Source organism: Sediminibacterium sp., from assembly GCF_051860225.1.
Lineage (GTDB): Bacteria > Bacteroidota > Bacteroidia > Chitinophagales > Chitinophagaceae > Sediminibacterium.
This window is the reverse complement of sequence record NZ_JBHYEI010000001.1, coordinates 1,393,208-1,418,138: the sequence shown is the minus strand read 5'-3', so window position 1 is coordinate 1,418,138 and position 24,931 is coordinate 1,393,208. Positions and strand designations below refer to the sequence as shown.

The 24,931-nt window shown below is 36.4% G+C and carries 19 protein-coding genes; 9 read left to right on the top strand and 10 right to left on the bottom strand.

The window, feature by feature from the left end; all coding sequences use genetic code 11:
* The first annotated feature begins 3 nt into the window (after positions 1-3).
* The 4 genes from lpxD to ACTIEI_RS06110 are packed head-to-tail and all read left to right on the top strand — an operon-like array spanning position 4 to position 3,963.
* On the top strand, positions 4-1,056 hold the full coding sequence (lpxD, locus tag ACTIEI_RS06125) for a UDP-3-O-(3-hydroxymyristoyl)glucosamine N-acyltransferase (protein WP_439505402.1): 1,053 nt from the start codon (positions 4-6) through the stop codon (positions 1,054-1,056).
* A 54-nt stretch (positions 1,057-1,110) separates the two neighbouring features.
* Positions 1,111-2,523, top strand: a complete 1,413-nt coding sequence (locus ACTIEI_RS06120) for a bifunctional UDP-3-O-[3-hydroxymyristoyl] N-acetylglucosamine deacetylase/3-hydroxyacyl-ACP dehydratase (protein WP_439505401.1) — start codon at positions 1,111-1,113, stop codon at positions 2,521-2,523.
* A 38-nt stretch (positions 2,524-2,561) separates the two neighbouring features.
* Positions 2,562-3,359 (top strand): acyl-ACP--UDP-N-acetylglucosamine O-acyltransferase, encoded by a 798-nt coding sequence (lpxA, locus tag ACTIEI_RS06115; RefSeq protein WP_439505400.1) that lies wholly within the window; start codon positions 2,562-2,564, stop codon positions 3,357-3,359.
* The gene (locus tag ACTIEI_RS06110) at positions 3,349-3,963 is read left to right on the top strand and encodes an ABC transporter ATP-binding protein (RefSeq protein ID WP_439505399.1); all 615 of its coding nucleotides are present in this window, start codon (positions 3,349-3,351) and stop codon (positions 3,961-3,963) included. The genes lpxA and ACTIEI_RS06110 overlap by 11 nt, the downstream gene beginning before the upstream one ends.
* Here the strand turns inward: ACTIEI_RS06110 and ACTIEI_RS06105 are convergent, their stop codons facing one another.
* Together ACTIEI_RS06105 and tsaE are read right to left on the bottom strand one after the other, a co-directional pair.
* Positions 3,964-5,178 (bottom strand): alanine dehydrogenase, encoded by a 1,215-nt coding sequence (locus ACTIEI_RS06105; RefSeq protein WP_439505398.1) that lies wholly within the window; start codon positions 5,176-5,178, stop codon positions 3,964-3,966.
* 60 nt (positions 5,179-5,238) lie between these two features.
* The gene (gene tsaE / locus ACTIEI_RS06100; protein ID WP_439505397.1) at positions 5,239-5,661 is read right to left on the bottom strand and encodes a tRNA (adenosine(37)-N6)-threonylcarbamoyltransferase complex ATPase subunit type 1 TsaE; all 423 of its coding nucleotides are present in this window, start codon (positions 5,659-5,661) and stop codon (positions 5,239-5,241) included.
* 79 nt (positions 5,662-5,740) lie between these two features.
* Here tsaE and ACTIEI_RS06095 point away from each other — a divergent pair, with 79 nt between their 5' ends.
* Both ACTIEI_RS06095 and ACTIEI_RS06090 read left to right on the top strand, forming a co-directional pair.
* Positions 5,741-7,867, top strand: a complete 2,127-nt coding sequence (locus ACTIEI_RS06095) for a heavy metal translocating P-type ATPase (RefSeq protein ID WP_439505396.1) — start codon at positions 5,741-5,743, stop codon at positions 7,865-7,867.
* Positions 7,868-7,872: 5 nt separating this feature from the next.
* Positions 7,873-9,783: a RecQ family ATP-dependent DNA helicase gene (locus tag ACTIEI_RS06090; RefSeq protein ID WP_439505395.1), complete on the top strand. Its 1,911-nt coding sequence runs from the start codon at positions 7,873-7,875 to the stop codon at positions 9,781-9,783.
* Here ACTIEI_RS06090 and ACTIEI_RS06085 read toward each other — a convergent pair.
* Positions 9,780-11,354 (bottom strand): helicase HerA-like domain-containing protein, encoded by a 1,575-nt coding sequence (locus ACTIEI_RS06085; RefSeq protein WP_439505394.1) that lies wholly within the window; start codon positions 11,352-11,354, stop codon positions 9,780-9,782. The genes ACTIEI_RS06090 and ACTIEI_RS06085 overlap by 4 nt on opposite strands.
* 50 nt (positions 11,355-11,404) lie before the next feature.
* Here ACTIEI_RS06085 and ACTIEI_RS06080 point away from each other — a divergent pair, with 50 nt between their 5' ends.
* Together ACTIEI_RS06080 and ACTIEI_RS06075 are read left to right on the top strand one after the other, a co-directional pair.
* Positions 11,405-12,337 carry a cytochrome c peroxidase gene (locus ACTIEI_RS06080; protein ID WP_439505393.1) on the top strand — a complete coding sequence of 311 codons (933 nt, stop codon included), beginning with the start codon at positions 11,405-11,407 and terminating at the stop codon, positions 12,335-12,337.
* 77 nt (positions 12,338-12,414) lie between these two features.
* A complete protein-coding gene (locus ACTIEI_RS06075) occupies positions 12,415-13,113 on the top strand; it encodes a response regulator transcription factor (RefSeq protein ID WP_439505392.1) in 699 nt (232 codons plus the stop codon).
* A gap of 12 nt (positions 13,114-13,125) precedes the next feature.
* Here ACTIEI_RS06075 and ruvB read toward each other — a convergent pair whose 3' ends face one another.
* On the bottom strand, positions 13,126-14,157 hold the full coding sequence (gene ruvB, locus ACTIEI_RS06070; protein WP_439505391.1) for a Holliday junction branch migration DNA helicase RuvB: 1,032 nt from the start codon (positions 14,155-14,157) through the stop codon (positions 13,126-13,128).
* A gap of 52 nt (positions 14,158-14,209) precedes the next feature.
* On the opposite strand from ruvB, the gene ACTIEI_RS06065 reads away from it, so the two are divergent.
* Entirely contained in the window at positions 14,210-14,884 is a 675-nt protein-coding gene (locus ACTIEI_RS06065; protein ID WP_439505390.1) for an NAD-dependent epimerase/dehydratase family protein, read from the top strand.
* On the opposite strand, the gene ACTIEI_RS06060 is transcribed toward ACTIEI_RS06065, so the two are convergent.
* The 6 genes from ACTIEI_RS06060 to ACTIEI_RS06035 all read right to left on the bottom strand — a co-directional run bounded on the left by ACTIEI_RS06060 (position 14,877) and on the right by ACTIEI_RS06035 (position 24,907).
* Positions 14,877-15,584 carry a peptidoglycan DD-metalloendopeptidase family protein gene (locus ACTIEI_RS06060; protein ID WP_439505389.1) on the bottom strand — a complete coding sequence of 236 codons (708 nt, stop codon included), beginning with the start codon at positions 15,582-15,584 and terminating at the stop codon, positions 14,877-14,879. The two genes, ACTIEI_RS06065 and ACTIEI_RS06060, sit on opposite strands and share 8 nt — an antisense overlap.
* A 33-nt stretch (positions 15,585-15,617) precedes the next feature.
* Positions 15,618-15,959, bottom strand: coding sequence for a hypothetical protein (locus ACTIEI_RS06055; protein WP_439505388.1), 342 nt, complete (start codon positions 15,957-15,959; stop codon positions 15,618-15,620).
* 23 nt (positions 15,960-15,982) lie between these two features.
* The gene (locus ACTIEI_RS06050) at positions 15,983-18,160 is read right to left on the bottom strand and encodes an outer membrane beta-barrel protein (protein ID WP_439505387.1); all 2,178 of its coding nucleotides are present in this window, start codon (positions 18,158-18,160) and stop codon (positions 15,983-15,985) included.
* A 126-nt stretch (positions 18,161-18,286) separates the two neighbouring features.
* The gene (locus ACTIEI_RS06045; protein ID WP_439505386.1) at positions 18,287-19,525 is read right to left on the bottom strand and encodes a helix-turn-helix domain-containing protein; all 1,239 of its coding nucleotides are present in this window, start codon (positions 19,523-19,525) and stop codon (positions 18,287-18,289) included.
* A gap of 13 nt (positions 19,526-19,538) precedes the next feature.
* Positions 19,539-22,649 (bottom strand): S41 family peptidase, encoded by a 3,111-nt coding sequence (locus ACTIEI_RS06040; RefSeq protein WP_439505385.1) that lies wholly within the window; start codon positions 22,647-22,649, stop codon positions 19,539-19,541.
* A 95-nt stretch (positions 22,650-22,744) separates the two neighbouring features.
* Positions 22,745-24,907, bottom strand: a complete 2,163-nt coding sequence (locus ACTIEI_RS06035) for a DPP IV N-terminal domain-containing protein (RefSeq protein ID WP_439505384.1) — start codon at positions 24,905-24,907, stop codon at positions 22,745-22,747.
* Positions 24,908-24,931 lie beyond the last annotated feature (24 nt).

The window sequence follows — 24,931 nt, the reverse complement described above, 5'->3', positions numbered from 1 at the left end:
TTTATGCAGTTTAGCGCGGCTCAGATTGGATTAATGATCAATGGTACTATTGAAGGAGATGCCAATGCAACAGTTGTCTCTTTTGGAAAAATTGAAGAGGCAAAACCTTCGCAAATCTCTTTTTTAGCGAATCCTAAATATGAAGAATACTTGTATACTACTGAAGCTTCAGTAGTGATTGTGAACCAAACTTTACAGTTAAAAGCACCAGTAAAAACAACCCTCATCAGAGTTCCAGATGCATATAGCGCATTTGCTATTTTAATGACCAAGTACCAAGAAATGGCTTCCAATCAATTAATTGGAGTACAAAATCCTTGTCATATCGCATCCACAGCGCATTTGGGAGATTCGGTTTATATCGGTGTTTTTACTTTTATTGGTGATGAGGTTAAAATTGGGAACAAAAGTAAAATATACCCTGGCAGCTATTTAGGAGACCGTGTAGTGGTAGGCGAAAACACCATTATTTATCCTGGAGTTAAAATTTACAAAGACTGTGTTATTGGAAATAATGTAATTATTCATGCTGGTGTAGTAATCGGCAGTGATGGGTTTGGGTTTGCGCCCCAGGCGGATGGAAGTTTTACTAAAGTTCCACAATTGGGGAATGTGGCAGTGGAAGATTTTGTAGAAATAGGTGCCAATACCACTATTGATCGCGCTACGATGGGTTCTACTATCATCAAAAAAGGAGCTAAAATTGATAACCTTGTTCAAATTGCCCATAATGTTGAAATCGGAAACAATACGGTTATTGCGGCACAATCAGGTATTAGCGGTAGTTCCAAAGTAGGTAAATACGTAATGATGGGAGGGCAAACCGGGGTTGCAGGCCATTTAAGTATAGCAGATGGAACTAAAATTGGGGGAAGAAGTGGAATAACTAAAACGATTAAAGAACCCAACAAATCAGTCAATGGCTACCCTGCTTTTGATTATACTAGCTCATTAAGGGTTCAAGCTGCAACACGTAATTTGCCTGAAACAGAAAAAAGAATCCAAGCTTTAGAAAAATTGGTGGCTGAACTACTTTCTGAAAGGGTTAAATCCTAATATGAGGTTAAACCATCGGGATGACTTAATTTCGTAGACTTAAAGCGCGGAACTATGGACATGAATTTCAATCCCGAGAAACAACATACCTTAACTCAAGCAATTCATATTAGCGGCACTGGCTTGCATACTGGCGTGTTAGTAGACATGATATTAAAGCCTGCAAACCCCGGATTTGGCATGCAGTTTCAGCGCACAGATTTGCCGAATAAACCGATTATTAAAGCTGATTGCGATTTAGTGACCGATACTAGCAGGGGCACTACCTTACAAGTAGGTGATGCCAAAGTAAGTACAGTTGAACATATTTTAGCAGCATTAGTGGGCATGGGAGTAGATAATGTATTAATTGAAGTAAACGGACCCGAAATTCCCATCATGGATGGCAGTTCTGCCCCTTTCATTGCTTTAATTGAACAAACAGGCATATTAGAACAGGATGCTGCAAAAATTTGGTACAGTTTAGATGAGAATATTTACCACTATGATGAAGGTAAAAGGGTTGAAATGGTTGCTTTGCCAGCGATGGACTATCAAATAACCACTTTAATTGATTTTAATAGCCCAGTTCTTGGAACCCAACATGCAGGTTTAAAAACTATTAAAGATTTTAAAACAGAGATTGCTCCCTGCAGAACATTTTGCTTTTTACATGAGTTAGAAATGCTGCTAGACAACGATTTAATTAAAGGCGGCGATATAAATAATGCGATTGTTGTGGTAGACAAACCCATTACCGACGCAGAAATGACACGCTTAGCTAAGATTTTTAAGAAAGAAGAAATAGCAGTAAAAAGTGAAGGTTACCTAAATAATTTAGAATTAAGATTTCCCAATGAGCCAGCCAGACACAAACTCTTAGATGTAATAGGCGATCTTGCTTTAATTGGTTATCCTATCAAAGCAAGAATTATTGCCAATAGACCTGGACATAGTTCTAACGTAGAGTTTGCTAAGAAGATTAAACAGTATATTAAAAAGAACAAGCACGTAAAAGGGGTACCTACTTACGATCCAACTGTTCCTCCCGTTTATACATTAGAACAAATAGAAAAAACTTTACCCCATCGACACCCATTTTTATTAGTAGATAAAATCATTGAATTAACGGATACCTATATTGTAGGAATCAAAAATGTCAGTTTCAATGAATGGTTTTTCCCTGGACATTTTCCTGGAAACCCAGTAATGCCAGGCGTACTTCAAATTGAAGCCTTAGCCCAAACAGGTGGGATTCTATGCATTAATTCTATGCCAGAGGGCAAATACGATACGTATTTTTTAAAAATAGACAATTGTAAATTCAAACAAATGGTAAGACCTGGTGATACCATGGTATTGAAATTAGAATTTTTAGGCCCAATAAGAAGGGGTATTTGTGAGATGAGAGGTACAGTTTATGTAGGGGGTAAAGTTGCCACCGAAGCAGACTTGGTAGCACAGGTAGTTAGAAGAGCAGACAGCTAAAGCAACGAAAATCGTATCTTACCATTGAAACAAAAAATATGACGCATCCCTATACCTATATTGACCCTAATGCACGCATTGCCCCCAATGTAAAAATTGATCCTTTTACCGTAATACATGGTGATGTTCAAGTGGGCGAAGGCACTTGGATTGGAAGTAATGTTACCATTATGGATGGTACTAGAATTGGGAAAAATTGTCGCATTTTTCCCGGAGCTGTATTAGGAGCAATTCCACAAGATTTAAAATTTGTTGGAGAAAAAACAACTGTAGAAATAGGTGATCATACCACCATCAGAGAATTTGTAACAATCAATCGAGGCACAGAAGATAGGGGTAAAACAGTTATAGGCAACCATTGTTTAATTATGGCCTATAGCCATATTGCGCATGATTGTATTATTGGAAGTCATGTAATTATGAGCAATAGTGTACAGGTAGCAGGTCATGTAACAGTTGGAGATTGGGCTGTTGTAGGCGGTGTAAGTGCTGTTCATCAATTTGTAAATATTGGACAACATACTTTTATTGCGGGTGGTAGTTTGGTTAGCAAAGATGTACCACCATATATAAAAGCTGTAAGAAATCCACTCAGTTATGGTGGTGTAAACAGTGTTGGATTAAAAAGAAGAGGATTCCCTCTAGAACAAATCAATCATATTCTAGACGTTTATAGAACTATTTACAACAAAGGATTAAATACTTCTCAAGCATTAGAATTCATAGAAGAAGAATTGCCAGCAACTGATGAAAGAGATGAAATTGTAACTTTCATTAGAGAAAGTGGCAGAGGTATAATCAAGCGTTTTACGAAGGGCGCCAACGATGATGAATAATTATTCCATTAATTTAAATAACTGCGGAAAGAAATTCAATCGGGAATGGATATTCCGCAGATTAAATTATCAATTTGATATTGGTAAAGCTTACGCAATAACTGGTCACAATGGATCAGGCAAAAGCACTCTTTTGCAGTGTATTGCAGGCAATATGAATTTTAGTGAAGGCAATATGCAATTTCCCGTAGATGCCGAAAAACATTTTCAGCATCTATCCATTTGCACCCCCTATTTAGAATTAATTGAGGAAATGACAGGTGTAGAGTTTTTACAATTCCATTCAAGCTTTAAACCGCTTACCAAGCATCAAACAATTGATGAAATACTTTTTCAAGTTGGATTAAAAAAAGCGGCCAACAAACAAATCAGTAAATATAGCAGTGGAATGAAGCAGCGACTAAAATTGGCTCAAGCAATTTTTTCAGATGCGCCATTACTATTACTAGATGAACCTTGTTCTAATCTAGATAAAGAGGGCTATTCGCTTTATCAGCATTTAATACAAGCACATTGCAGCAATAAAATTGTAATCATCTGCAGTAATGAAGAAGCAGAAATTCATTTCTGCAATGCCCGCATTCATGTGAATGACTATAAATAGTTAGCGTCTGCTGGCAATCAGTAAATTCAAGTCGGTATATTTTAAATCAAATTTCTGGCTAATATAAATATCTGTTACAGAGCCTTTGAACAAGTATACCCCTTCTCTAACATTAAACTTATGCCATATCATTTCTTCTAGCCCACCTTCATCGCTTACTTCCAACAACAATGGCATTAGCACATTACTAATAGCCTGCGAAGCAGTTCTAGCAAATCCGCTAGGGATATTGGGGACGCAGTAATGAATTACGCCATGTTTCAAAAAAGTGGGTTCTTCATAGCTAGTTAGTTCACTGGTCTCAAAACACCCACCCCTGTCTATTGCAACATCAATAATAATACTATTAGGACGCATTGCAGCGACCATTTCTTCGGTTACAACAACAGGAGCTCTTCCATATTCATTGCTTAAAGCACCTACAGCAACTTCACAGGTTTTTAATTGTTTTGCCAAAATACGTGGCTCTAACACGCTAGTCCAAACACGTTGTCCTAAGTTATTTTGCATTTGCTTTAGGCGATAAATATTATTATCGAATACTTTTACTGAAGCCCCCATTGCCAAAGCATTTCTAGTTGCGCATTCCCCAACAATTCCCGCTCCAATAATGACTACTTTAGTAGGTGGTATACCACTAATCCCCCCCAATAAAACTCCTTTACCTTCATTAAAACTGCTTAAATATTGACCAGCAATTAACATAACTGCACTTCCAGCAATTTCACTCATGCTTCGTACAATCGGATAAGTGCCACTATCATCTTTAAAATTTTCAAAGCTTAATGCAGTAATACGCTTTGCCATCATTTTTTCGATGATTTCTTTTTTTAATGCAGAATGGTGTATTGGTGATATAATAATTTGATTCAATTGCAACAATGGAATATCTTCTTCCACTGGTGGTGCACTCTTTACCAAAATAGGGCATTGATATACAGCAGCTCGATCATATACAATTTGTGCCCCCGCTTCTGAATAATCTCTATCAGAATAATGACTGCGCTCTCCTGCATTGTGCTCTATAGTAACTATATTCCCATTGGCCACTAATACCCCTACTGCGTCAGGAGTAAGGGCAATTCTATTTTCTTGGAAAGCTATTTCTTTGGGTATACCAATATGTAATTTTGCCCCAGGTGTTTTAATATCAAGGGTTTCTTCCATTGCTTCATATAAAAGCGAAGGGCTAATACTAGGTTTGCTGGTTGCCATGTGTAAGGTTAAAGATTGAAGTTAACAAATTAAGCCAATGCTTAGCTGAATACTAGATGGCTATATTGCCTCTTCTGGAATATACAAACGCCTAGTTTGGGCATCTAATACTTCTAAATATAAGTTTAAAGTTTCTGGTCCTAATAAATCCGGGGCATTCTCAGGCCATTCAACAAAACAATAAGAACCACTATTTAGCAAATCCTCCACACCAGCATCTATGGCTTCCCCTTCATTTTTGAGGCGGTACCAATCCATATGGTACAAAATACCCGCATTTGTACTAGAATACTCATTTACTATAGCAAATGTGGGGCTACTCAATGCATCAATTGCACCTAACTGACTACACAGCGCGTTGATAAAAGTGGTTTTGCCAGCACCCATTGGCGCATGAAATGCCCAAACCTTGTGTTTTTGGCACTTTTTAAAAAACGCTGCCGCTACTCTATCTATTTGATCGAGGGTGAAAATTGCATCCATGATACAAAGATAGTTGGCTAAAAGGGAATATTATTCCAAACTCGCAAATGAAGCCACCAAGGCTTTTGTAAATTTGAATATGGAAAAAGTAAATTGGAAAGTAACGGGCATGAGCTGCACCAACTGTGCACTATCCATCGATAAATTCCTGAAAGAAAAAGGAATGGAGGAAGTGAAAGTCAATTTTATTGGAGGTGATGTAAGTTTTAACCTTCCTGAAGGCACCAACAAAATCACTATACAAAAAGGTATTCACGATTTAGGCTACCAAGTAAAAGGATGGGAAGACTTAGGTAAATCAGGGAAAAAATTATTTAAATCCCATTTACAAAGATTTGCTTTTTGTGCGGTGTTTACCGTTCCCTTGATGTTGCATATGATTCCAGGTATACATATACACTGGTTAATGAATCCTTATCTACAATTGGGTTTGACTATCCCTGTATTTATTTTAGGGATGGATTTTTTTGGCAGAAGTGGATTAAAGAGCCTACTAAAAGGAGTTCCCAACATGAATGTATTGATTGCTTTAGGTGCGCTCTCCTCTTTTATTTATAGCCTATATGGTACAGTAACAGGTCAAGCTGATCAATACTTATTTTATGAAACCACCGCTACAATTATTACACTAGTCTTTTTAGGTTATTGGATGGAAGATAAGTCTGTTGAACAAACACAGATTGCACTTAACAAATTAGCCAAGTCTCAAAAAACGATGGCAAATATGATTGCTTACGATAACGAACAAAACGAACATATTTTTCCAGTAGAAAGCACTTCCCTTAAAACGGGTGATTTATTATTGATCAGAACTGGGGAAGCAGTGCCAATGGATTGTAAAATTTTATCAGGAGAAGTAGCGGTTGATGAATCTATCATAACAGGAGAATCTATACCGGTAGATAAAAAGGTAAAAGACATTTTGATTGGCGGTTCAACCATCGTGAACGGAACGGTAAAAGCTTATGTTACTGCTGTAGGAGAAGATTCCGTATTAGGAAATATTCTTAAAATGGTGAAGAACGCTCAAACAGAAAAGCCGCCAGTTCAATTATTGGCAGATAAAATTAGTGCAGTATTTGTGCCTGTTGTGGTGGGAATTGCTTTATTAACTTTCGCTTTAAACTATACCATTGGAGAACAATCTTTTACACCGAGTTTAATGAGAAGTATTGCGGTGTTGGTAATTGCTTGTCCATGTGCAATGGGACTTGCAACACCTGCAGCAATAGCTGTTGGATTAGGAAGAGCTGCTCGAAATGGCGTATTATTTAAGAACACCAAAACACTTGAATTATTTAAAGATATTCAACAAGTAGTTTTTGATAAAACAGGCACACTTACTACCGGTCAATTTGCTATAGCTGCCTTTGAACTAACAGAAGCAGGAAAAGCATTAGGTGAAGCAGATTGTAAGCGAATTGCTTATTCACTTGAAAAATATTCTATGCATCCATTGGCCAAAGCTATTGCGCAAGCATGGAAAACAAAAGATGAAATTCGTTTCAGTGACATCACTGAAGAAAAAGGATTAGGCATCAATGCAACAGACAAGGAAGGCAATACCTATTCTGCTTCCTCGTATAAAAACATTGCGCATTTAACCAACAATACGAATCACAATATTTACTTAGTAAAAAACAATACTTTATTGGCTTCAATTGATTTACAGGATGAAATAAGACCAGAAGCTGCGACAATGATAAAATCATTGCAACAAAAAGGAATCAAAACCATTTTATTGAGCGGAGACTTACAAGTAAAATGTGATTATGTAGCCAGCCAATTAAGCATAGACGAGGTATTTGCAGAACAAAGTCCAGCAGAGAAACTTGCAAAAATAGAAGCGCTAAATTTAATTAGCCCAACTGCAATGGTAGGCGATGGAATTAATGATGCACCAGCTTTAGCAAAAGCAACAGTTGGTGTTTCATTGAGTGATGCTGCACATATTGCCGTTCAAAGTGCAGAAGTGGTATTAATGAATCATGGTGTAAAAAACTTGACACTAGCATTAGGACTAGGAAAACATACCTACCTCACCATTCAACAAAATTTATTCTGGGCACTTATATACAATGTGGTTGCCATCCCAGTTGCAGCATTCGGCTTTTTAAGCCCTACTATTGGTGCATTGGTAATGGGCTTGAGCGATGTAGTGTTAGCCATTAACTCTGTTAGATTGAACTTTAAAAAAGTGCATTAATCCTTTTGACTTCACCGCTACAAATATTACAACAGTATTGGAAGCATGCTGCTTTTAGGCCTTTACAGGAAGAGATTATTCAAACTGTAATACAAGGAAAAGATTGTTTAGCATTGTTACCAACAGGTGGTGGAAAATCTGTTTGCTTCCAAATACCGGGCATTGTTTTACCGGGTGTTACACTCGTTATCAGCCCTTTGATTGCCCTTATGAAAGACCAGGTTGATGCATTAAATAAAAAAGGAATTAGTGCAGTTGCCATTCATAGTGGAATGCAAAAAGAGGAAGTAAAGCAGGTGTTGATTGAAGCAACAGAGAATACTTATCAGTTTATCTATTGTTCTCCGGAAAGATTAGAAAGCATCGTTTTTAATCAGTATTTAACCCATATACCTTTTGGATTACTAGTCATAGATGAAGCACATTGTATATCGCAATGGGGATACGACTTTAGACCATCTTATTGTAGAATTTTAGCAACAAAAAAGAAACTCCCACCTCTTCCTACGATTGCGGTTACCGCATCCGCCACTCCATTGGTATTGGCCGATATACAAACTCAATTAGGATTAAACAAGGCTGCTGTTTTTAAACAATCTTTTGTAAGGCCTAACATTTCATATAGTTGTTTTGAAACCGAAAGTAAAATCAATAAAATTTTAAACATCTTAGAAAAAGTAGCTGGTAGTAGTATTGTTTATTGCAATAGTAGAAAACAATGTAAAAGAATTGCTGAAGCGCTTCTACTGCAAGGGATAAGTGCCGACTATTATCATGCAGGACTAAATCAACTACTGAGAGAACAAAAACAGTATAGCTGGATTCAAAATAAAACAAGGGTAATGGTTTGTACCAATGCTTTTGGAATGGGCATTGATAAACCTGATGTAAGAACGGTTATTCATCACGATATACCAGATTGCTTAGAAAACTATTATCAAGAAGCAGGAAGAGCAGGAAGGGACGAAAAAAGGGCTTTTGCCATTTTATTATGGCAACAAAAAGATTTAGCTGAATTAGCACAAAATGGTGAAAAGAAATTCCCCCCTATTTCTGTTATTCAAGAAGTATATCAGGCAATTGCAGACTTTCTACAAATAGCAGTAGGTAATGGAGAGGGAATCTATTTTGATTTTGATTTTAATCAATTTATTACCCATTTTAAACTAGATCCATTATTGGTGGTAAATGTGCTTCGTATTCTAGAACAAGAAGGTCATATTCAATTTAACGAACAGATTTTTTTACCCACGCAAGTGAATTTTTGTACAGACACAGAATCTTTGGATCAGTTTGAAATAATGTATCCTTCTCTGGAGCCGCTCATCAAAGCATTGCTTAGAACTTATGCAGGTATTTTTTACAACCGAATATCAATCTATGAGCAAAGCCTTGCAAGAATTTGCAGAACTGATATTGCTACCATCACTATGCAACTAAAACAATTGCAAGCTTATGGAATAATAGAATACCTCCCCAAAAAAGAAACACCACAAATTCATTTCTTACTCAATAGAGCACCAGCAAAATTTTTACATATTAACCAAGACCATTATTTAGAGAGAAAAAAATTACACGAACAAAGAATTTCATCAATCATTCAATATGCAACCACCATCAATCAATGTAGGAGCAATTTTATAGGTCAATATTTTGGAGATGATAGCACACTCCCTTGTGGAGTATGTGACGTTTGCCTGAACAATAAAAAAAGGGAAGTGTCTACTGCCGACTTAAATCAAGTAGAAACCATTTTGAAAACCAGTTCAACAAAAGGTGTTTTGATAGACGCACTATTGAGGGCAACACCAAAGATCTCTGCTAAAAAAATCTGGGCAATACTCAATTTTTTACAAGCCGAAGAAAAAATCAGTATCAATGAAGAGCAGCTGATATTCTGGCTATCCCCTGATTAATATCTTTTTTTATTACTTGCCCTTGTACTTGATCTTCCACCCAAACCCAAAGCACCCAATAAGCTTCTGGTAATAATACTCGCAGCTGTTCTACCTACTTGTTTTACTATGGGATTGTCAAAAAAACTTTCTTCTTTCTGTTTCCTTGGTTGTGCATCATTTTCTGAAAGCTGCGATTCCTTTGCAATTGCTTCTTGTTCAGCAGTTCTTGCTTGTGCTTCTGCTAGTTTTGCTGATAATATTTCGTGCGCACTTTCACTATCAATCACCTGATTGTACTTTGGCACTAGTTTACTTTTAGCATTGATGGCATTGATTTCCGCTTCTGTTAATACATCCATTCTACTTTGAGGAGGATTCAACATAGTATGTATTAGCGGAGTAGGAATTCCTTTCTCATTTAATAAAGTTACAAATGCTTCACCAATACCTAATTGGGTCAATAATTCATCTACATCATAAAAGTCTGACTCTGGAAAATTCTCCGCAGCTTGTTTAATTGTTTTTCTATCTGCCGCAGTAAATGCGCGCAAAGCATGTTGTATTTTTAATCCTAATTGACTTAATATAGAAGCAGGAATATCCTGTGGATTTTGTGTACAGAAAAATATACCAACCCCCTTTGATCTAATTAATTTAATCACTGTTTCTAATTGCTGTAATAAGGCATCCGATGCTTCTTGAAAAATTAAATGCGCTTCGTCAATAAACAATATCAACTTAGGCTTATCCAAATCTCCTTCTTCAGGGCAACTAGCATATAACTCGGCCAACAATTGCAACATAAATGTAGAAAATAATTTAGGCTTGTCTTGCATATCGGTTACACGCAAAATATTAATCATCCCCCTCCCATCATCACTGATGCGCATTAAATCATCTATTTCAAAACTTTTCTCACCAAAAAAAACATCTGCACCTTGTTGTTGTAATTCGATTACTTTTCTTAAGATGGTTCCAGTAGAAGTAGTAGAAATTTTTCCGTATAACTTTTCTATCTCCACCTTCCCCTCTGAACCAATGTATTGTAATACTTTAATAAAATCTTTCAAATCGAGCAGTGGCATTGCATTGTCATCACAATACTTAAAAATCATAGAAACTAACCCGCCCTGGGTATCGTTCAGCCCTAATATTTTACTCAATAAAACGGGGCCAAATTCAGAAACCGTTGCACGCAACTTCACACCATTCCCTCCCGTTAAAGTCATTAGTTCAACTGGATAAGCAGTGGGCTTCCATTGAATACTCAATTTTGCAGACCTTTCAATTATTTTTTCGTTGGATACTCCTTCTGCAGCAATTCCACTTAAGTCACCTTTAATATCCATCAATAAAACAGGTACACTATTATCACTTAAACATTCGCTGATTAATTGAAGGGTTTTGGTTTTACCCGTACCCGTAGCACCTGCAATCAATCCATGTCGATTCATGGTTTTAAGGGGAATAAAAACATTGGCTTCTTTCACCACTTCACCATTCAACATACCGCAGCCAATTTTTACCTGTTCTCCTTTAAATTGATATCCTTTTAGAACTGCTTCTGCAAATGCTGATAAATGACTCATAAACTGATTTATTGCAAAATACCTAATTCTTAATTAACTAACTTTGCGCCATGAAAAAATGGTGGGTTATTGGAGGATTAGGACTGGCTATTGCTTTCAGCAGCGGCTTCAATACACCAAGCCCCATAAAAACAAAAGCTGAGTTGGGAAAGAAGCTTTTCTTCGATCCCATCCTTTCTAAGGACCACTCAATAAGCTGCGCCAGCTGTCATATTCCTGCTTTTGGTTTCGCAGATACAGTAGCCATCAGTTTAGGTGTTGGCGCAACCCCAGGAACTAGAAATGCACCCAGTATAATGAACCTGCGTGGTCACGATCCTTTTTTCTGGGATGGCAGGGCGGCAAGTTTAGAAGAACAAGCGTTGATGCCGATAGAAAACCCGGTCGAAATGAACCTTCCAATCAATGAAGCAATAAAACGTTTGAACAATAGTAAAGCTTATAAATCTTTATTCCTCTCTGTTTTCAAACAGCTCCCATCCCCCAAAAACCTTGGACTTGCTTTAGCTGCCTACCAAAACACACTTGAAACAGACGAATCTGCTTTTGATTTGGATGAACTATCTGCATCGGCAGAAAGAGGCAGGCAACTATTTGTAAGCGAAAAAACAAAGTGTTTTGATTGTCATAATGGCCCCGATTTTACCAACGATGATTTTAAAAATATTGGGCTGTTCGATGGGGTCAATTTTACCGACGAAGGGCGTTATGCAATTACAAAAAACAAAGAAGACCTTGGCAAATTTAAAACACCAGGATTACGCAATATCGCTGTTACCGCACCGTATATGCACAATGGTATGTTCAAGACGCTAGAAGAAGTAATTGACTATTACGACAACCCCTACCAATTTGTGCCAAAGCCTATTAATATTGATTCTACATTAAAGGAGCCGCTTAAATTGACTGTTGAAGAGAAAATAGATTTAGTCAATTTCTTAAAAGCACTCACCGATAAGCAATACCTAAAAAAAGCCAATTAGGATATTTAACAAAAGATTGCACCCCATTGCTCGGGAATTAATAGTAAATTATTGTTATTTCACTCAAAATTCTACAAATGGAAGACAAGAAACAATACCAAATTTTACTTTGTGAAGACGATACCAACTTAGGTATGGTACTTAAAAACTACTTAGAGTTAAATGAATATGAAGTAACGCTGGAAAGAGATGGAAGATTAGGTTTAGCTGCTTTTCAACGCGAGAAATTTGATATCTGTTTATTAGATGTGATGATGCCCAATATGGATGGATTTACATTGGCAGAAGAAATTAGGGATATTGACCCAGATGTTCCTTTGTTTTTCTTGAGTGCTAAAACCATGAAAGATGATATCATTCAAGGTTATAAATTAGGAGCAGACGATTATATCACCAAGCCATTTGACAGCGAAGTATTATTGCTTAAAATAAAAGCAATCCTAAAAAGAAACGAGGAAGAAAATAAAATTAGCGACAATATTGAATTTGATTTAGGTGGTTATCATTTTAATCCCAAATTGAGAGAGTTGAAAATGGGCACTACCATGCAAACACTTTCTCCTAAAGAAAATGAATTATTGAAAATGTTAGCCGAACATAAAAATGATTTATTGCCTCGTGAACGTGCATTGAAAAAAATATGGGGTAGTGATACTTATTTCAATGGTCGCAGCATGGATGTGTACATTGCAAAGTTGCGCAAGTATTTAAAAGAAGATACCAATATTGAAATTGTCAATATTCATGGAAATGGATTCAGACTGGTTGCTCCTTAGGCTTAAATCCCTTTAGGTAAAGAGCTCCCCAGCCTCTCCTCTTTTCATTACAACCCCTAGGTGATTGTAAGCTTTTAAGGTAGCTTCCCTTCCTCTAGGGGTTCTTTGTAAAAAGCCCTCTTGTATAAGGAAAGGTTCATAAACTTCTTCAATGGTACCTGGTTCTTCTCCCACTGCCGTTGCAATAGTAGTAATACCAACAGGGCCACCTTTGAATTTATTAATGATTGCCGATAAAATACGATTATCCATTTCATCTAAACCATGCGCATCTACATTCAATGCTTTCAAAGCATGTTGTGTAATGCCTAAATCAATTTTTCCATCATTTAATACCTGTGCAAAATCTCTCACCCTTCTTAATAATCCATTGGCAATTCTAGGTGTTCCGCGACTTCTACCTGCAATTTCTGCTGCAGCATCAATCGTAATTTTAGTACCTAAAATATTAGCACTTCTTTCAATGATTTTTTGCAAAACAGAGGCCCCGTAATATTCTAGCCTAGATTTAATTCCGAAACGAGACAACAAAGGAGCTGTTAATAATCCACTTCTTGTAGTTGCACCAACTAACGTAAATGGATTTAAATTGATTTGAATACTTCTGGCATTGGGGCCAGTATCAATCATGATGTCAATTTTAAAGTCTTCCATGGCCGAATAGAGGTACTCCTCTACTACCGTACTAAGTCGGTGGATTTCATCTATAAACAGTACATCATTGGGCTGTAAATTGGTTAATAAACCTGCCAAATCACCTGGTTTTTCTATCACTGGGCCCGAAGTTTCTTTGATGCTTACCCCTAATTCGTTCGCAACAATACGGCTTAATGTTGTTTTACCTAATCCAGGAGGACCATGAAATAAAATATGATCCAATGCTTCCCCCCTTAATTTAGCCGCTTTAATAAATATCACTAGGTTCTCAATTAATTGAGGTTGGCCAGAGAAATCATCAATTTCCTGGGGCCGAATGGTGTTTTCAAACTCCTTTTCAGCAGGGTTTAATGCGTTTAAATCGTTGTTTAGATTATTATTTGGCATAACTCTTCAAAAGTACAAATAAAGCAGTCCTTATCTTTGGTAAAATTATAGGATGGTACAAAGAAAAGCATTGGTATTAGGCGCAAGTGGTTTAACAGGGTCATACCTACTCGAATTGTTACTAGCTTCTGAACAATACAGTCAGGTTACGGTCTATGTTCGTAGACCACTCGGTATATCTCATCCAAAACTGGTTGAGGAGATTGTTAATTTTGAAACAATTCAAACCTGGGTAGACGTAGAAGATGTGTATTGCTGCTTAGGAGCTACCATAAAAAGTGTCAAAACCAGAGAGGCATTTACTTTGGTAGACTTTGAAGCCCCTTTAAGAATTGCACAATTACAATTAATGGCAGGCAGTAAACGATTCTTAGTTGTGAGCGCTACAGGTGCTAATGCTAGGTCAAGTATATTTTATAACAGAACAAAAGGGAAATTAGAAGACGCATTAAAGCAATTAAACTATAGCTCCATTTATATATTTCAACCTTCCTTTATTTTGGGACCAAGAAAAGAATCAAGATGGCTAGAAGAAATTGGAATTTTCATTGCACTCAAAGCAATTCCAATCATGCGGGGGAAATTTAAAAAATACATACCCGTTCACGCAAAAGCCATTGCAAGAAGTATGGTATATCATGCCACAAACTCTAAAACAGGCATTTATACCATTCCTTCGAATATTATCAAGCAATGGGAAAAACCTGATTTTAATCCAACTACTTAGCCCATTGAATTAGGTTTATCAATGCATCTGGGTCCGGACAATTTGCTAAGTATTTTGCTCGATTAGCTAAACTGCAAACTCCAGGATAATCCCCTGCTTGCCCTTCTATATCAATGATTAATTGAAAATGCAAATGTGGGGGCCAGTGTCCGTTTTCAGCAGGTGCTCCAAAATGCGCAAACACTTCACCCGCATTGATAAACTTTCCTTTAGTTAAATGATTGATATCCTTTAATGCTAAATGACCGTATAGACTATAAAACTGTGCCCCAGCAATTTGATGCTCCAGAATGATGGTAGCACCATAATCGCCATAGGCTTCATTAAATGCGAAGCTATGTACGAAACCATCTAATGGTGCATGAACTGCTGTGTCTGCTTTACCCCAAATATCTATGCCTAAATGAATGCATCTTGCGTCTTCTTCTTTAACACCATCAAATACCCGACTTCTTGCATATACTGTCCTATGTTCATCATATCCACCAATACCATATAGTGCATTGGCAGCTTCCAATGTTTCATTGATATACTCAGAAAACTTTGATGTATCTTCTATTAAAGCAGTTGTTAAGGCCTTGTTTTGCTCGGTAAAATCCATCGCCAACAATTTGTCCCTTTGGGGATTAAACGCCACTATAGGATGAATATCCAACTGCTGCTGCTGGCTTAACCAGAAATAAAAACTATTTGAATCCATGCCACTTATTTGGGTAAAATTACCTCATTAAGATTAGTTAATCTTAATCGTTTTATTAGCATCGCTGGCGCTTACTACTAAAAATGGTTTATCTGTATCAATTCTCTTGCCACTCATCACCACCCCGATCTGTTTTGAATTAGCCAAGTACAGTTTAGTTCCAACAGTATACGACACTGATTTTTTAAACCCGGGTACTAAAAAATAGCCATAGGTAGCATTACCTGATACGCCTGGACTATAAGATATCAATGTTACTTTCTTAGGTAGTATCGCTGCATTTTTAAGATAGAAATTAATCAATTTGTTTTCTGCTGTTTGAGCTGATAAATAGTTTGCTGCAAAGAAAGTACACATGAAAATTAATTGTTTCATTTTGTTTGTTTTATGTAATTGATTTATTGTTTAATGCGATCCATTTCAGCACTTGATCCAGTTTCTCTTTCTCTAGCAGTTTTTATTTTATTATTGCCAAATCGATAGCTAAAACTTATGGCGATATTTCTGCTTTCCCATTTGCGATAGGTTCTTAAATTTAATGCATTGGTAATGGCAGTTTGTTCCCAACGTTGCGTGTTTAGCAAGTCAGAAATTGCAAATTTTATGGTTGCTTTTTCTTTCAAGATTTTTTTACTTACCCCAATATTTATACTACCAAGTGCTTTTGATTGATAGATGGTGGTTGCATTTTGAAAATTATACCAACCACTGAGATCTGCATTCCATTGCTTCCCTAAATTAAAGTTCTGGCTCATGTAACCATTCATTCCCCAACTACTTTGCGAACGATTTTCGCTGGTGCCAAAACCATTCAGTGTTACTTGGTAAGACTGATAAAAAGGGGAAAAACTAACATACATATTCCACCAATTGTTTACAGGAACAGGACTGCTAATACTGATATTGAGCATTTTTCTAGTACCGGCATTCTGCGGGGTTTGTATGGTATTTTTACCCACTTGATATGTTAATTGCTCAATATAATTATTGGTAATGCCATATTGAATTTTAATATTAGTGGCGTATTTATAAGTGTAACTCAACTCTGCTCCATAAGTAATTTGAGGTATTAAATAAGGATTTCCTTGTTCACTATTAAATGCATCCAATTGGTAAATAAAAGGATTCTGGTCTTGATAATTTGGACGATCAATGCGTTTGGTAAATGCAAAACCGAATTGATTATTTTGATTAAATTGATATTGAACAAAAACAGTGGGAAACAAATTCAAATAACTGGTATCTGGTTTAACAGATTGTACTTTATTGAGTGCAGTTGACAAGCCATTAACGTGGGTTTGTTCTGCTCTTAAACCTGCTTGCAAAGACCATTTATTTAGCTTGGCTTGCACACTAAAATAAGCAGCGTGTATGTATTCGTTAAATTCAAACTGATTAGACTTTCCCGTATCAGCCTTCCATTGAGCATTCATTTCTTGGTTCACCAAAAATTGATTATTGGCCAAAGAATAGACCGACTTAAATCCAGTTTCCATTTGCAGGCGGTCAGATATTTTTTGTGAATAATCAGCTCTAATACTGCTAATATTGATACGCACTGATGCATCATTATTAATGGCATTTTGGGTCTTTATCATGCTAAGCACTGGACCTGTTTGAATAGTAACTAAATTATTCAACGCAGAATAAAACTGTGTATAATCAGCATCAATATTTAAACTTTGTTTAGCCCCGTTCACCCAACGATAGTTAGCGTTGTAATTATTGCGACGAATATTACTTGGAGCATCGCTTTGTGTGAACACATTAGTATCAGCACCAGTGAAAGGCAAAATGGAAGTTAGGTTACCATTGTCCATATTCGTGAACCTACTGTTTTGAACCCAAAGCAAACCGATAGTGGTTTTTTTATTGACCGCATAATCTAGACCTGCCCTGCTATTGTTACCACCAAAATCGTCTTTTTCAATGCCCCGTTGAATCAATTGTTGGCCAGTTAAAACACGATCATTATTGGCAATTGTTTCTTGATAGCCCTTATTTATAACGAAATTGCCAAACCAATTCCACTTGTTTTTTCTAAAATTTAAATTGGTAGATGCGCTAGATCGATTGTGGGTACTCTGGGTAAAGTTTCCAGTTACTGAGCCATTGAATCCATTGGTCAAGCTCTTTTTCAAAATAATATTGATAATACCTGCATTACCTGCTGCATCGTACTTTGCAGACGGGTTGGTAATAATTTCAATTTCTTTGATATTGTCCGACTCAATGCTTTTGAGTAATTGAGCAAGGTCTTGGGCAGACAACTGGGTATTCTGATTATCAATTAAAACGGTTACCCCGTTTTTACCCCCCATTTGAATATTTTCATTAGGATCAACCACTACTCCTGGAGCTATTTTTAAAAGTTCCAAAGCGTTTTGTCCTGCTGAAGAAGGCTTAGCCGCAATATTCAAGACCGTTTTATCTATCATGGTCTTGACAAATTGCTTATTTGCTATCACAGTCACTTCAGTAGTGGTTGTAGATTTCAAAGTATCTGCTAATGATAGAGATTGACCTTGAGCAACAGTGCTAACAATCAGTAGAAAAGAAGTCAGAAATTTTTGCATGATTTTCGTTTGTGGGTGCAAAATGCCCCAGCAAACAAAGTTTACCGCCTCAAATCATTATTTGAGACAGGAAGAGCTGGTCTCAAATAATGAAACATTGATAATGAATTACTTATAAAATACTAATTATTTAATTTGATACGATTTTGGACTATCCCCGGTGAATTTTTTAAACGCCCGATTAAAAGTTGCTTTACTATTAAAGCCCGCATCATAAGCTAAACTCATAATCGTTAAATGGGCATTTGCGGGGTTAGCTAGGTTTTCCTTTACTTCTAATACCCGGTATTGATTTACATAATCATTAAAATTTTTACTAAAGCTTCGGTTGATTATTTTAGACAGCAAGGAAGGATTGGTTCCCAAATGATTGGCCAGGTCGGTCAAAGTAAGCTCTGGGTTTCGGTACATTTTTTCTATTGTAATAGCATGCTCAACTTTATCTATCCAAATGGACGAAATATAGCTGTCTGTGGATTCAGGGGTCTCCTGTGCTTCAATATTCTTCAGCACTTCAAAAGAAGCTTCTTCTTCATTTACAGCTATGTTATCGGATACAATCCCACCAATAAGAGAAGGCATTTTGTAACGCAAAAAATCTAATTCAAAATTCCTTTTCTGCTCAATTGAGTTAGCATAGCCAGAAATGGCGATATAGTAAAAGATAAATGCAAATAATAAATAATACCACCAAGTATCTTGATAGCCAATATCAACCCCCGCTAATCTAAGGATATCTAGTAAAACGGTAGAGAAGAAATATAGAAAACAGGCAATTAAAAAATTTCTCACCCATTTGAACTGCAGATTATCTGCAAATGACAATTCCTGTACAATAAACGCACGATACATTAGGTAATACCTTAAACTTAGTAAAAGGTAAATGAGCAGACTAAAAAAACCAATCGCTTGATACCAAGTATCAAAATCAGGGTCATTTTGGCCATCCATTAAATAATATCTTTTTAAAACCAATAAGTCAGTTACAGCAACAACAATGGTCCAAATAATATAAGCTATGCCGGGAACAAAATGCCATCGATCTAATTTGCTAAACTTAAATCCAGGATTTAGTAGTGTTCGGATATACATGAAAATGACCGGCCCCATTAACAATGTATGATTCATAGGAACATAGAACATAAAATTCCTACATTCTAAACATTCAGTTCCCCAATACCAGCCTGCATAACCTAGCATCCAAGGACAGATATAAAGAATACACATGATTAAAAAGAAGCCCAACCAATTATCGGATGGGTGTTCTTTTTGGTACGCTTTCCTAAAAAATAAGAAAGCATACACTAATCCATGAAAAAAGAAGATCAGTAATAGACTACTTCGCCAGTTAAAATCAAAATACATTACTCAATTTATATTATTTCAATTGCTTTAATACTTCTTCAATGGCTTTGTCTAACTGTGGATCCCTTTTATTGATTTTATCATTAAAATTTAATGGAACCATGATATCAGGAGCCACGCCTGTTAGCTCTAAATCATTTCCATCTAAACCATAACAGCCCCAACTAGGCAAACGCACAAATGAACCATCTACCAATCCTGCACCACTGGTGAAAATAATCCAACGATAGGTTGGCATACCAATAATTTTACCCAGTTTTAATGTTTTAAACCCTTCTGCAGTCATTTCCGCATCGCTCAATGATTGTTCGTTAATCAATAATACAATGGGCTTATCTGATGGACCAAAATTAGACTGAGGGGATAATTTACCCTCGCGGTACTTCCAACGTAAATAGGTTTTCTGACTCAAGAACTTCAATACTTCATCGTGCACATTTCCACCTGTATTATACCGAAGGTCTAATATCAACGCATCTTTCTGATACAGGTCTTGGGTCATATCAATAAAAAACTTTTCAAGCTCTCCCAAGCCCATATCTTTCATAGTATGATAAGCAACTTTTTTATTGGTTTTTGCATCTACAATTGCTTGATTGTTCTTAATCCATTCATCGTATAAATTAGGTGCAATAACTCTTTGTGGATGAATGTTTACACTTATTTGTTTACCGTTTCGATTAAATACTAATTGTAATTCTCTATCAAAACTCGGCTTACTAAAGTAGCTGTTTCTGTCTTTAGTAATATCTACTGTTTCGTTATTTACTTTTATCAAAATATCCCCAGGTAAAATATCAACTGATTTTTTATCTGCTGCAGTATTGGCTATTACATCCTTAACAGTGTAAGGTTGTTCGTTTTCAAAACGAATACCTGTTTCCATAGTACGGTTAACCAATCGAATTGTTTCTTCATCTCCAAAGGAAGAAAATCCTTGGTGAGAAGAATTTAATTCACCCAATAAATCATTTAATAAAACCCTCAAATCTGCTCTGGTATTGAGTGCTGGCAAATAATTTTCGTACTTCTTTTTCATTGCACGCCAGTCTACTCCATGGAATTTTTCGTCGTAGAAATTCTGCTCTACTTGAGCCCAAGTTTCTTGAAAGATCTGTTTAAACTCTGCTGCCAAACTTCTTTGAAATGTTTGGGTAATCATAACCATGTCTGCTTTATTGGCATCCAGATTAAACTTATAGATATTGCCATTGCCTAATAAAAAGGTTTTATCGCCCGCTTCAATGTATTCAATACTATTAGCGTCTATGCCGTTTATTCGCTCTGTTTTACTAGGTTCAAAAGGATCTAATACTGTTTTCCAAAGAGACATTTTACCTTCTGCATGATCACTGATATATAATAAAGTTGTTTTATCACCCTTCTTAATTACATTCAACAAATACTGAGATCCAAAACTGGGCCCCACTTGTTCTAATCTTTCCATTAATCCATTAAAATCAATATTGATTACCAATGTAGGTTTCGTTGTGTCTTTCTTTTCACCTTTAAACAAATCATTGAATTTATCTGACCTAAATGGCTCATCCAATTTTTCTAAAGCCATTCTATAAACTCTTGGATTAGCCATGCCAAATGGATAAGAAGGCTTGGTTCTATTGCTCACAAAATAAATATACTTCCCATCAGGAGACCAAATTGGATCTGCTTCGGTTACACCTGAGTTAGTTAAATTATAGGTTTTGTTTTCCTTAATATGATGAATCATTATGTCTTGCTCGAAATTTTTAACCACAGTAAACACCAAGTATTCTTCGTTAGGAGAAAATCCTGGATTAGAATTTTGCATTGCCCAGATTTCATCTTTAACCACCGATTTAGATTCAAAGGTTTTGGTATCCATCAACACCACTTCATCTCTTCCGCTTAAAAAAACCATTTTGCTTTTTGATTTATTTAATACTAAAGAGCGATTATCCTTAGTTAGGTTCGTGATTTTTTTAGGAGCTGTTGTACCATCTGCGGAAACAGAAAAAATATTCAAATAGCCGTCTACTGTTTCATTAAATAATAAAGTGCTATTGTCTGCTAACCATTTTACTTCGCGAGCTCTTTCCGTATTTCCTTTATTGATTTGCTTCACAAACTTTCCTTCAACATCACTTACGAATAATTCTCCTCTTGAAATAAAAGCCAATTTTTTACCATCTGGTGAAACATCCATTGCATCAATCTTTCCGCGGACATCGTATTCTTTTTGTGCTGGTAAAATTTGGTTTCTATACAATTGAATATTTAGCGGACTCGCTTTTTTATTCGCTACATTATACCACCACAATTGATAATCTTTTTCAAAAACTACATAAGCACCATTAGCACTTACTAAAGGTGTTTTAATTGAACTATTGAACTCAGTTAAGGCAGTTTTTTTACCGTTGTTAAACGTGTATAAGTTATACTCCCCATTTGCTTCATCGGAAATAAAATAGATTGAACCCTTTTGATCAATGGTGGTTGCAAAATCTTTACCTATCCAATTGGTATGTTTTTGATATGCTTTTGTTTTTAGATTATACGATTGAATATCTGGATTAAATGGCCCTTTATATCTTTTTCTTGCAACCTGGTTATTGCTTTCCCAAGTATCATTAAAATAAATATCTCCAGTGGTAGGATGTTCAGCAATTAAGTGATCCATTAAAAAATAATGATCTGCAAATAAACGCTTGGGCGTTCCCCCATTAATACCCACTGTATATGCAGAGGCAGGTCCATACCTACTAGAAGTAAAATAAATGGATTTACTATCCCAACTAAAATTGGATACCATATCTGCTGCACTATGAAAAGTAAGTTGTTTTACCTCACCTCCACTCAGGGGCATGATATAGACATCGGTATTACCCATTTGTTCGCCAGTGAAGGCCAACCATTTTCCGTCTGGAGAAATACGGGGCGTTGTTTCATAGCCTTGCATGGCAGTTAAGCGAGTAGCTTGCAAATCAACCGTTGAAGCTTTCCAAAGGTCACCTTCAAAACTAAATACCACTGTTTGTGCATCCGGTGACAATACAGGATGAGATAAAAAACGAGGTGAAACGGTTTGCGCGGAGAGGGTTTGAACGGTTAAACCAAATAAGACCAATAATTTTCTAGTAAGCATATTTGCAAATTGAATATTGAAAATAAGCGTATTTATATAACAAAAAAAGCCACCCATATAAATGAGTGGCTTTTAATATCATCCTTAAGCAGCTTTTAGCGCAACATTCCTTTTGGGACTTCCTTACCTAATAAATGCTTATAGATAAACTTGGTTTTTAAATTATTAAAGTGATTGCCTTTAGCACCACCCCAGCCATGTCTTCCACCTGGATACAACATAAACTCAAAATCTTTTCCTTTGTCTTGTAAAGCACTAGCTAACTGAATGCTGTTTTGCATATGCACATTATCATCCATGGTTCCATGCACCAATTGCAAAACCCCATTGAATTTATCAATATGAGTTAATACGCTACCGCTTTTGTAACCGTCTGGGTTTTCTGCTGGAGTATCCATGAATTTCTCTGTGTAATGACTATCATACAATTTCCAATCAATTACAGAACCACCTGCCATTGCATGGGTAAATACAGATGAACCATAGGTTAAAGCATAAGTACTCATATATCCACCATAACTAAAACCAGTAATAGCAATTTTAGTAGGGTCTGCTTGACCATTTTGAATAAACCACTTAGCCATATGCATATAGTCTTGCATTTCCCAGAAACCCAAGTTGCGGTGCATATAATTCACCCCTGCTTTACCAAAATGACCGCTAGCACGGTGATCAAACTTTACATGAATCAATCCTTCTTGTGCATACATTTCACGAGTAGGATTCCAGCTCCAACTATCCCAAGTATTACCTGCATTAGGACCACCATAAATATCTACCAACATGGGGTATTTTTTATTTGGATCCATATTGGCAGGCCAAGTTACTTGAGCAGGCAATTCAAATAAACCATCAGCGCTTTTTATACGAATGAATTCGGTTTTAGCAATAGCATACTCATCCATAGCACTACCCTTTGCATCTCCTAATTCACGCACAATTTTACCTTTGCCATCTACCAAAGTCATTTTGTTTGGAGTGGTAGAATTACTGTAACCAGTAACAAAATATTTCCCATTAGGAGACAATCTTATTTGTGTATGATTATAATCTCCAAAAGTCAACCGCTTCATTTCAGCACCATTCATCTTAATGCTGTATAAATCTGTACGAGCGGTATTTTCTTTACCTCTAGCAGTAAAATAAACCACTCCGTTTTTCTCGTCAATTAACTCAGTACTTAACACGGTGAACTCACCAGAAGTTATTGGATTAATAAGACTACCATCATTATTATGTAAATACAAATGATTCCATCCTGTTTTATCGCTTTCTAAAATAAAGGCCGGCTTGCTTTTTAAGAAAGTAAAACGCTGGCCTGCTTTGTCTTCTAAATCAACCCATGTTTTTTGCTGTTCTTCGTACATGATTTTTTTAGCACCAGTTCCAGGATTAACATCAAAAATTTTCAAATGGTCTTGGCCACGATTAATCCATTGAACCAATAAACTACTACCATCGTTTCTCCAAACAGGCCATCCAAAATATTGGTCTTCTTTGGCATTAAAATCGGCCCATGTAGTTGCACCACCATCTACATTTACAAATCCCACTTTTACTTCTGGATTTTTATCACCTGGCTTAGGATAACGAGTTTCTTCAATAAAACCGTGTTGCCCTTCACTGCTGTAAATAGGGAACATAGGCACCATGCTTTCATCAAAATGCATGTACGCTAATTGTTTGCTATTAGGGTTCCACCAAAATGCGCGATAGCGAGTACCTCTACCGAAAATCTCTTCCCAATAAACCCAACTAGCAAAACCATTTAATGAAGTGCTAGATCCAGTATGCGTTAGTCTGGTTTCTTTATTCGTAATTAAATTGTACGTATATAAATCATTCGATTTAGTGTATGCGATATATGAACTGTCAGGAGAGAAAGTAGGATTCTTTTCTTCTGCCGCATCAAAAGTGATTTGCTTTTCGGTATCCCCATTTTTATAAAACAAATCTGCTTTTTTTACCGATACGGTTTTAGTAGGAGGAGCTGCTCCCTTCATTTGATCTGGAGTAGCCACGGTCAATTTACCCGTTTTCACTTCCATTACATAATTCTTAGCAGCAGAATCAGGATGAATTTTTTGGTTTAAAATTACTCGATCATCATCCAACCATTTCATAAACTGAGGTAATGGATTGCGAAAATTTTCTGGCAATTTATTGGCCATTAAATCAGCTTTACTGATTACTTTTTTTTGAGCCAAAATAGGGTATGCAAGCAATAGCATCCCAAACGATAGAATAAACTTGTTCATGGTTCAGCATTTGAACCGTGAATA

What these genes read in the sequence shown, in the direction of transcription:
- ACTIEI_RS06120 (WP_439505401.1), top strand. Translation starts at nt 1,111, where the DNA reads ATGGACATGAATTTCAATCCCGAGAAACAACATACCTTAACTCAAGCA.
- lpxD (WP_439505402.1), top strand. Translation starts at nt 4, where the DNA reads ATGCAGTTTAGCGCGGCTCAGATTGGATTAATGATCAATGGTACTATT.
- ACTIEI_RS06080 (WP_439505393.1), top strand. Translation starts at nt 11,405, where the DNA reads ATGAAAAAATGGTGGGTTATTGGAGGATTAGGACTGGCTATTGCTTTC.
- ACTIEI_RS06065 (WP_439505390.1), top strand. Translation starts at nt 14,210, where the DNA reads ATGGTACAAAGAAAAGCATTGGTATTAGGCGCAAGTGGTTTAACAGGG.
- ACTIEI_RS06085 (WP_439505394.1), bottom strand. Translation starts at nt 11,354, where the DNA reads ATGAGTCATTTATCAGCATTTGCAGAAGCAGTTCTAAAAGGATATCAA.
- ACTIEI_RS06050 (WP_439505387.1), bottom strand. Translation starts at nt 18,160, where the DNA reads ATGCAAAAATTTCTGACTTCTTTTCTACTGATTGTTAGCACTGTTGCT.
- lpxA (WP_439505400.1), top strand. Translation starts at nt 2,562, where the DNA reads ATGACGCATCCCTATACCTATATTGACCCTAATGCACGCATTGCCCCC.
- ruvB (WP_439505391.1), bottom strand. Translation starts at nt 14,157, where the DNA reads ATGCCAAATAATAATCTAAACAACGATTTAAACGCATTAAACCCTGCT.
- ACTIEI_RS06105 (WP_439505398.1), bottom strand. Translation starts at nt 5,178, where the DNA reads ATGGCAACCAGCAAACCTAGTATTAGCCCTTCGCTTTTATATGAAGCA.
- ACTIEI_RS06110 (WP_439505399.1), top strand. Translation starts at nt 3,349, where the DNA reads ATGATGAATAATTATTCCATTAATTTAAATAACTGCGGAAAGAAATTC.
- ACTIEI_RS06055 (WP_439505388.1), bottom strand. Translation starts at nt 15,959, where the DNA reads ATGAAACAATTAATTTTCATGTGTACTTTCTTTGCAGCAAACTATTTA.
- ACTIEI_RS06045 (WP_439505386.1), bottom strand. Translation starts at nt 19,525, where the DNA reads ATGTATTTTGATTTTAACTGGCGAAGTAGTCTATTACTGATCTTCTTT.
- ACTIEI_RS06035 (WP_439505384.1), bottom strand. Translation starts at nt 24,907, where the DNA reads ATGAACAAGTTTATTCTATCGTTTGGGATGCTATTGCTTGCATACCCT.
- tsaE (WP_439505397.1), bottom strand. Translation starts at nt 5,661, where the DNA reads ATGGATGCAATTTTCACCCTCGATCAAATAGATAGAGTAGCGGCAGCG.
- ACTIEI_RS06075 (WP_439505392.1), top strand. Translation starts at nt 12,415, where the DNA reads ATGGAAGACAAGAAACAATACCAAATTTTACTTTGTGAAGACGATACC.
- ACTIEI_RS06040 (WP_439505385.1), bottom strand. Translation starts at nt 22,649, where the DNA reads ATGCTTACTAGAAAATTATTGGTCTTATTTGGTTTAACCGTTCAAACC.
- ACTIEI_RS06060 (WP_439505389.1), bottom strand. Translation starts at nt 15,584, where the DNA reads ATGGATTCAAATAGTTTTTATTTCTGGTTAAGCCAGCAGCAGCAGTTG.
- ACTIEI_RS06095 (WP_439505396.1), top strand. Translation starts at nt 5,741, where the DNA reads ATGGAAAAAGTAAATTGGAAAGTAACGGGCATGAGCTGCACCAACTGT.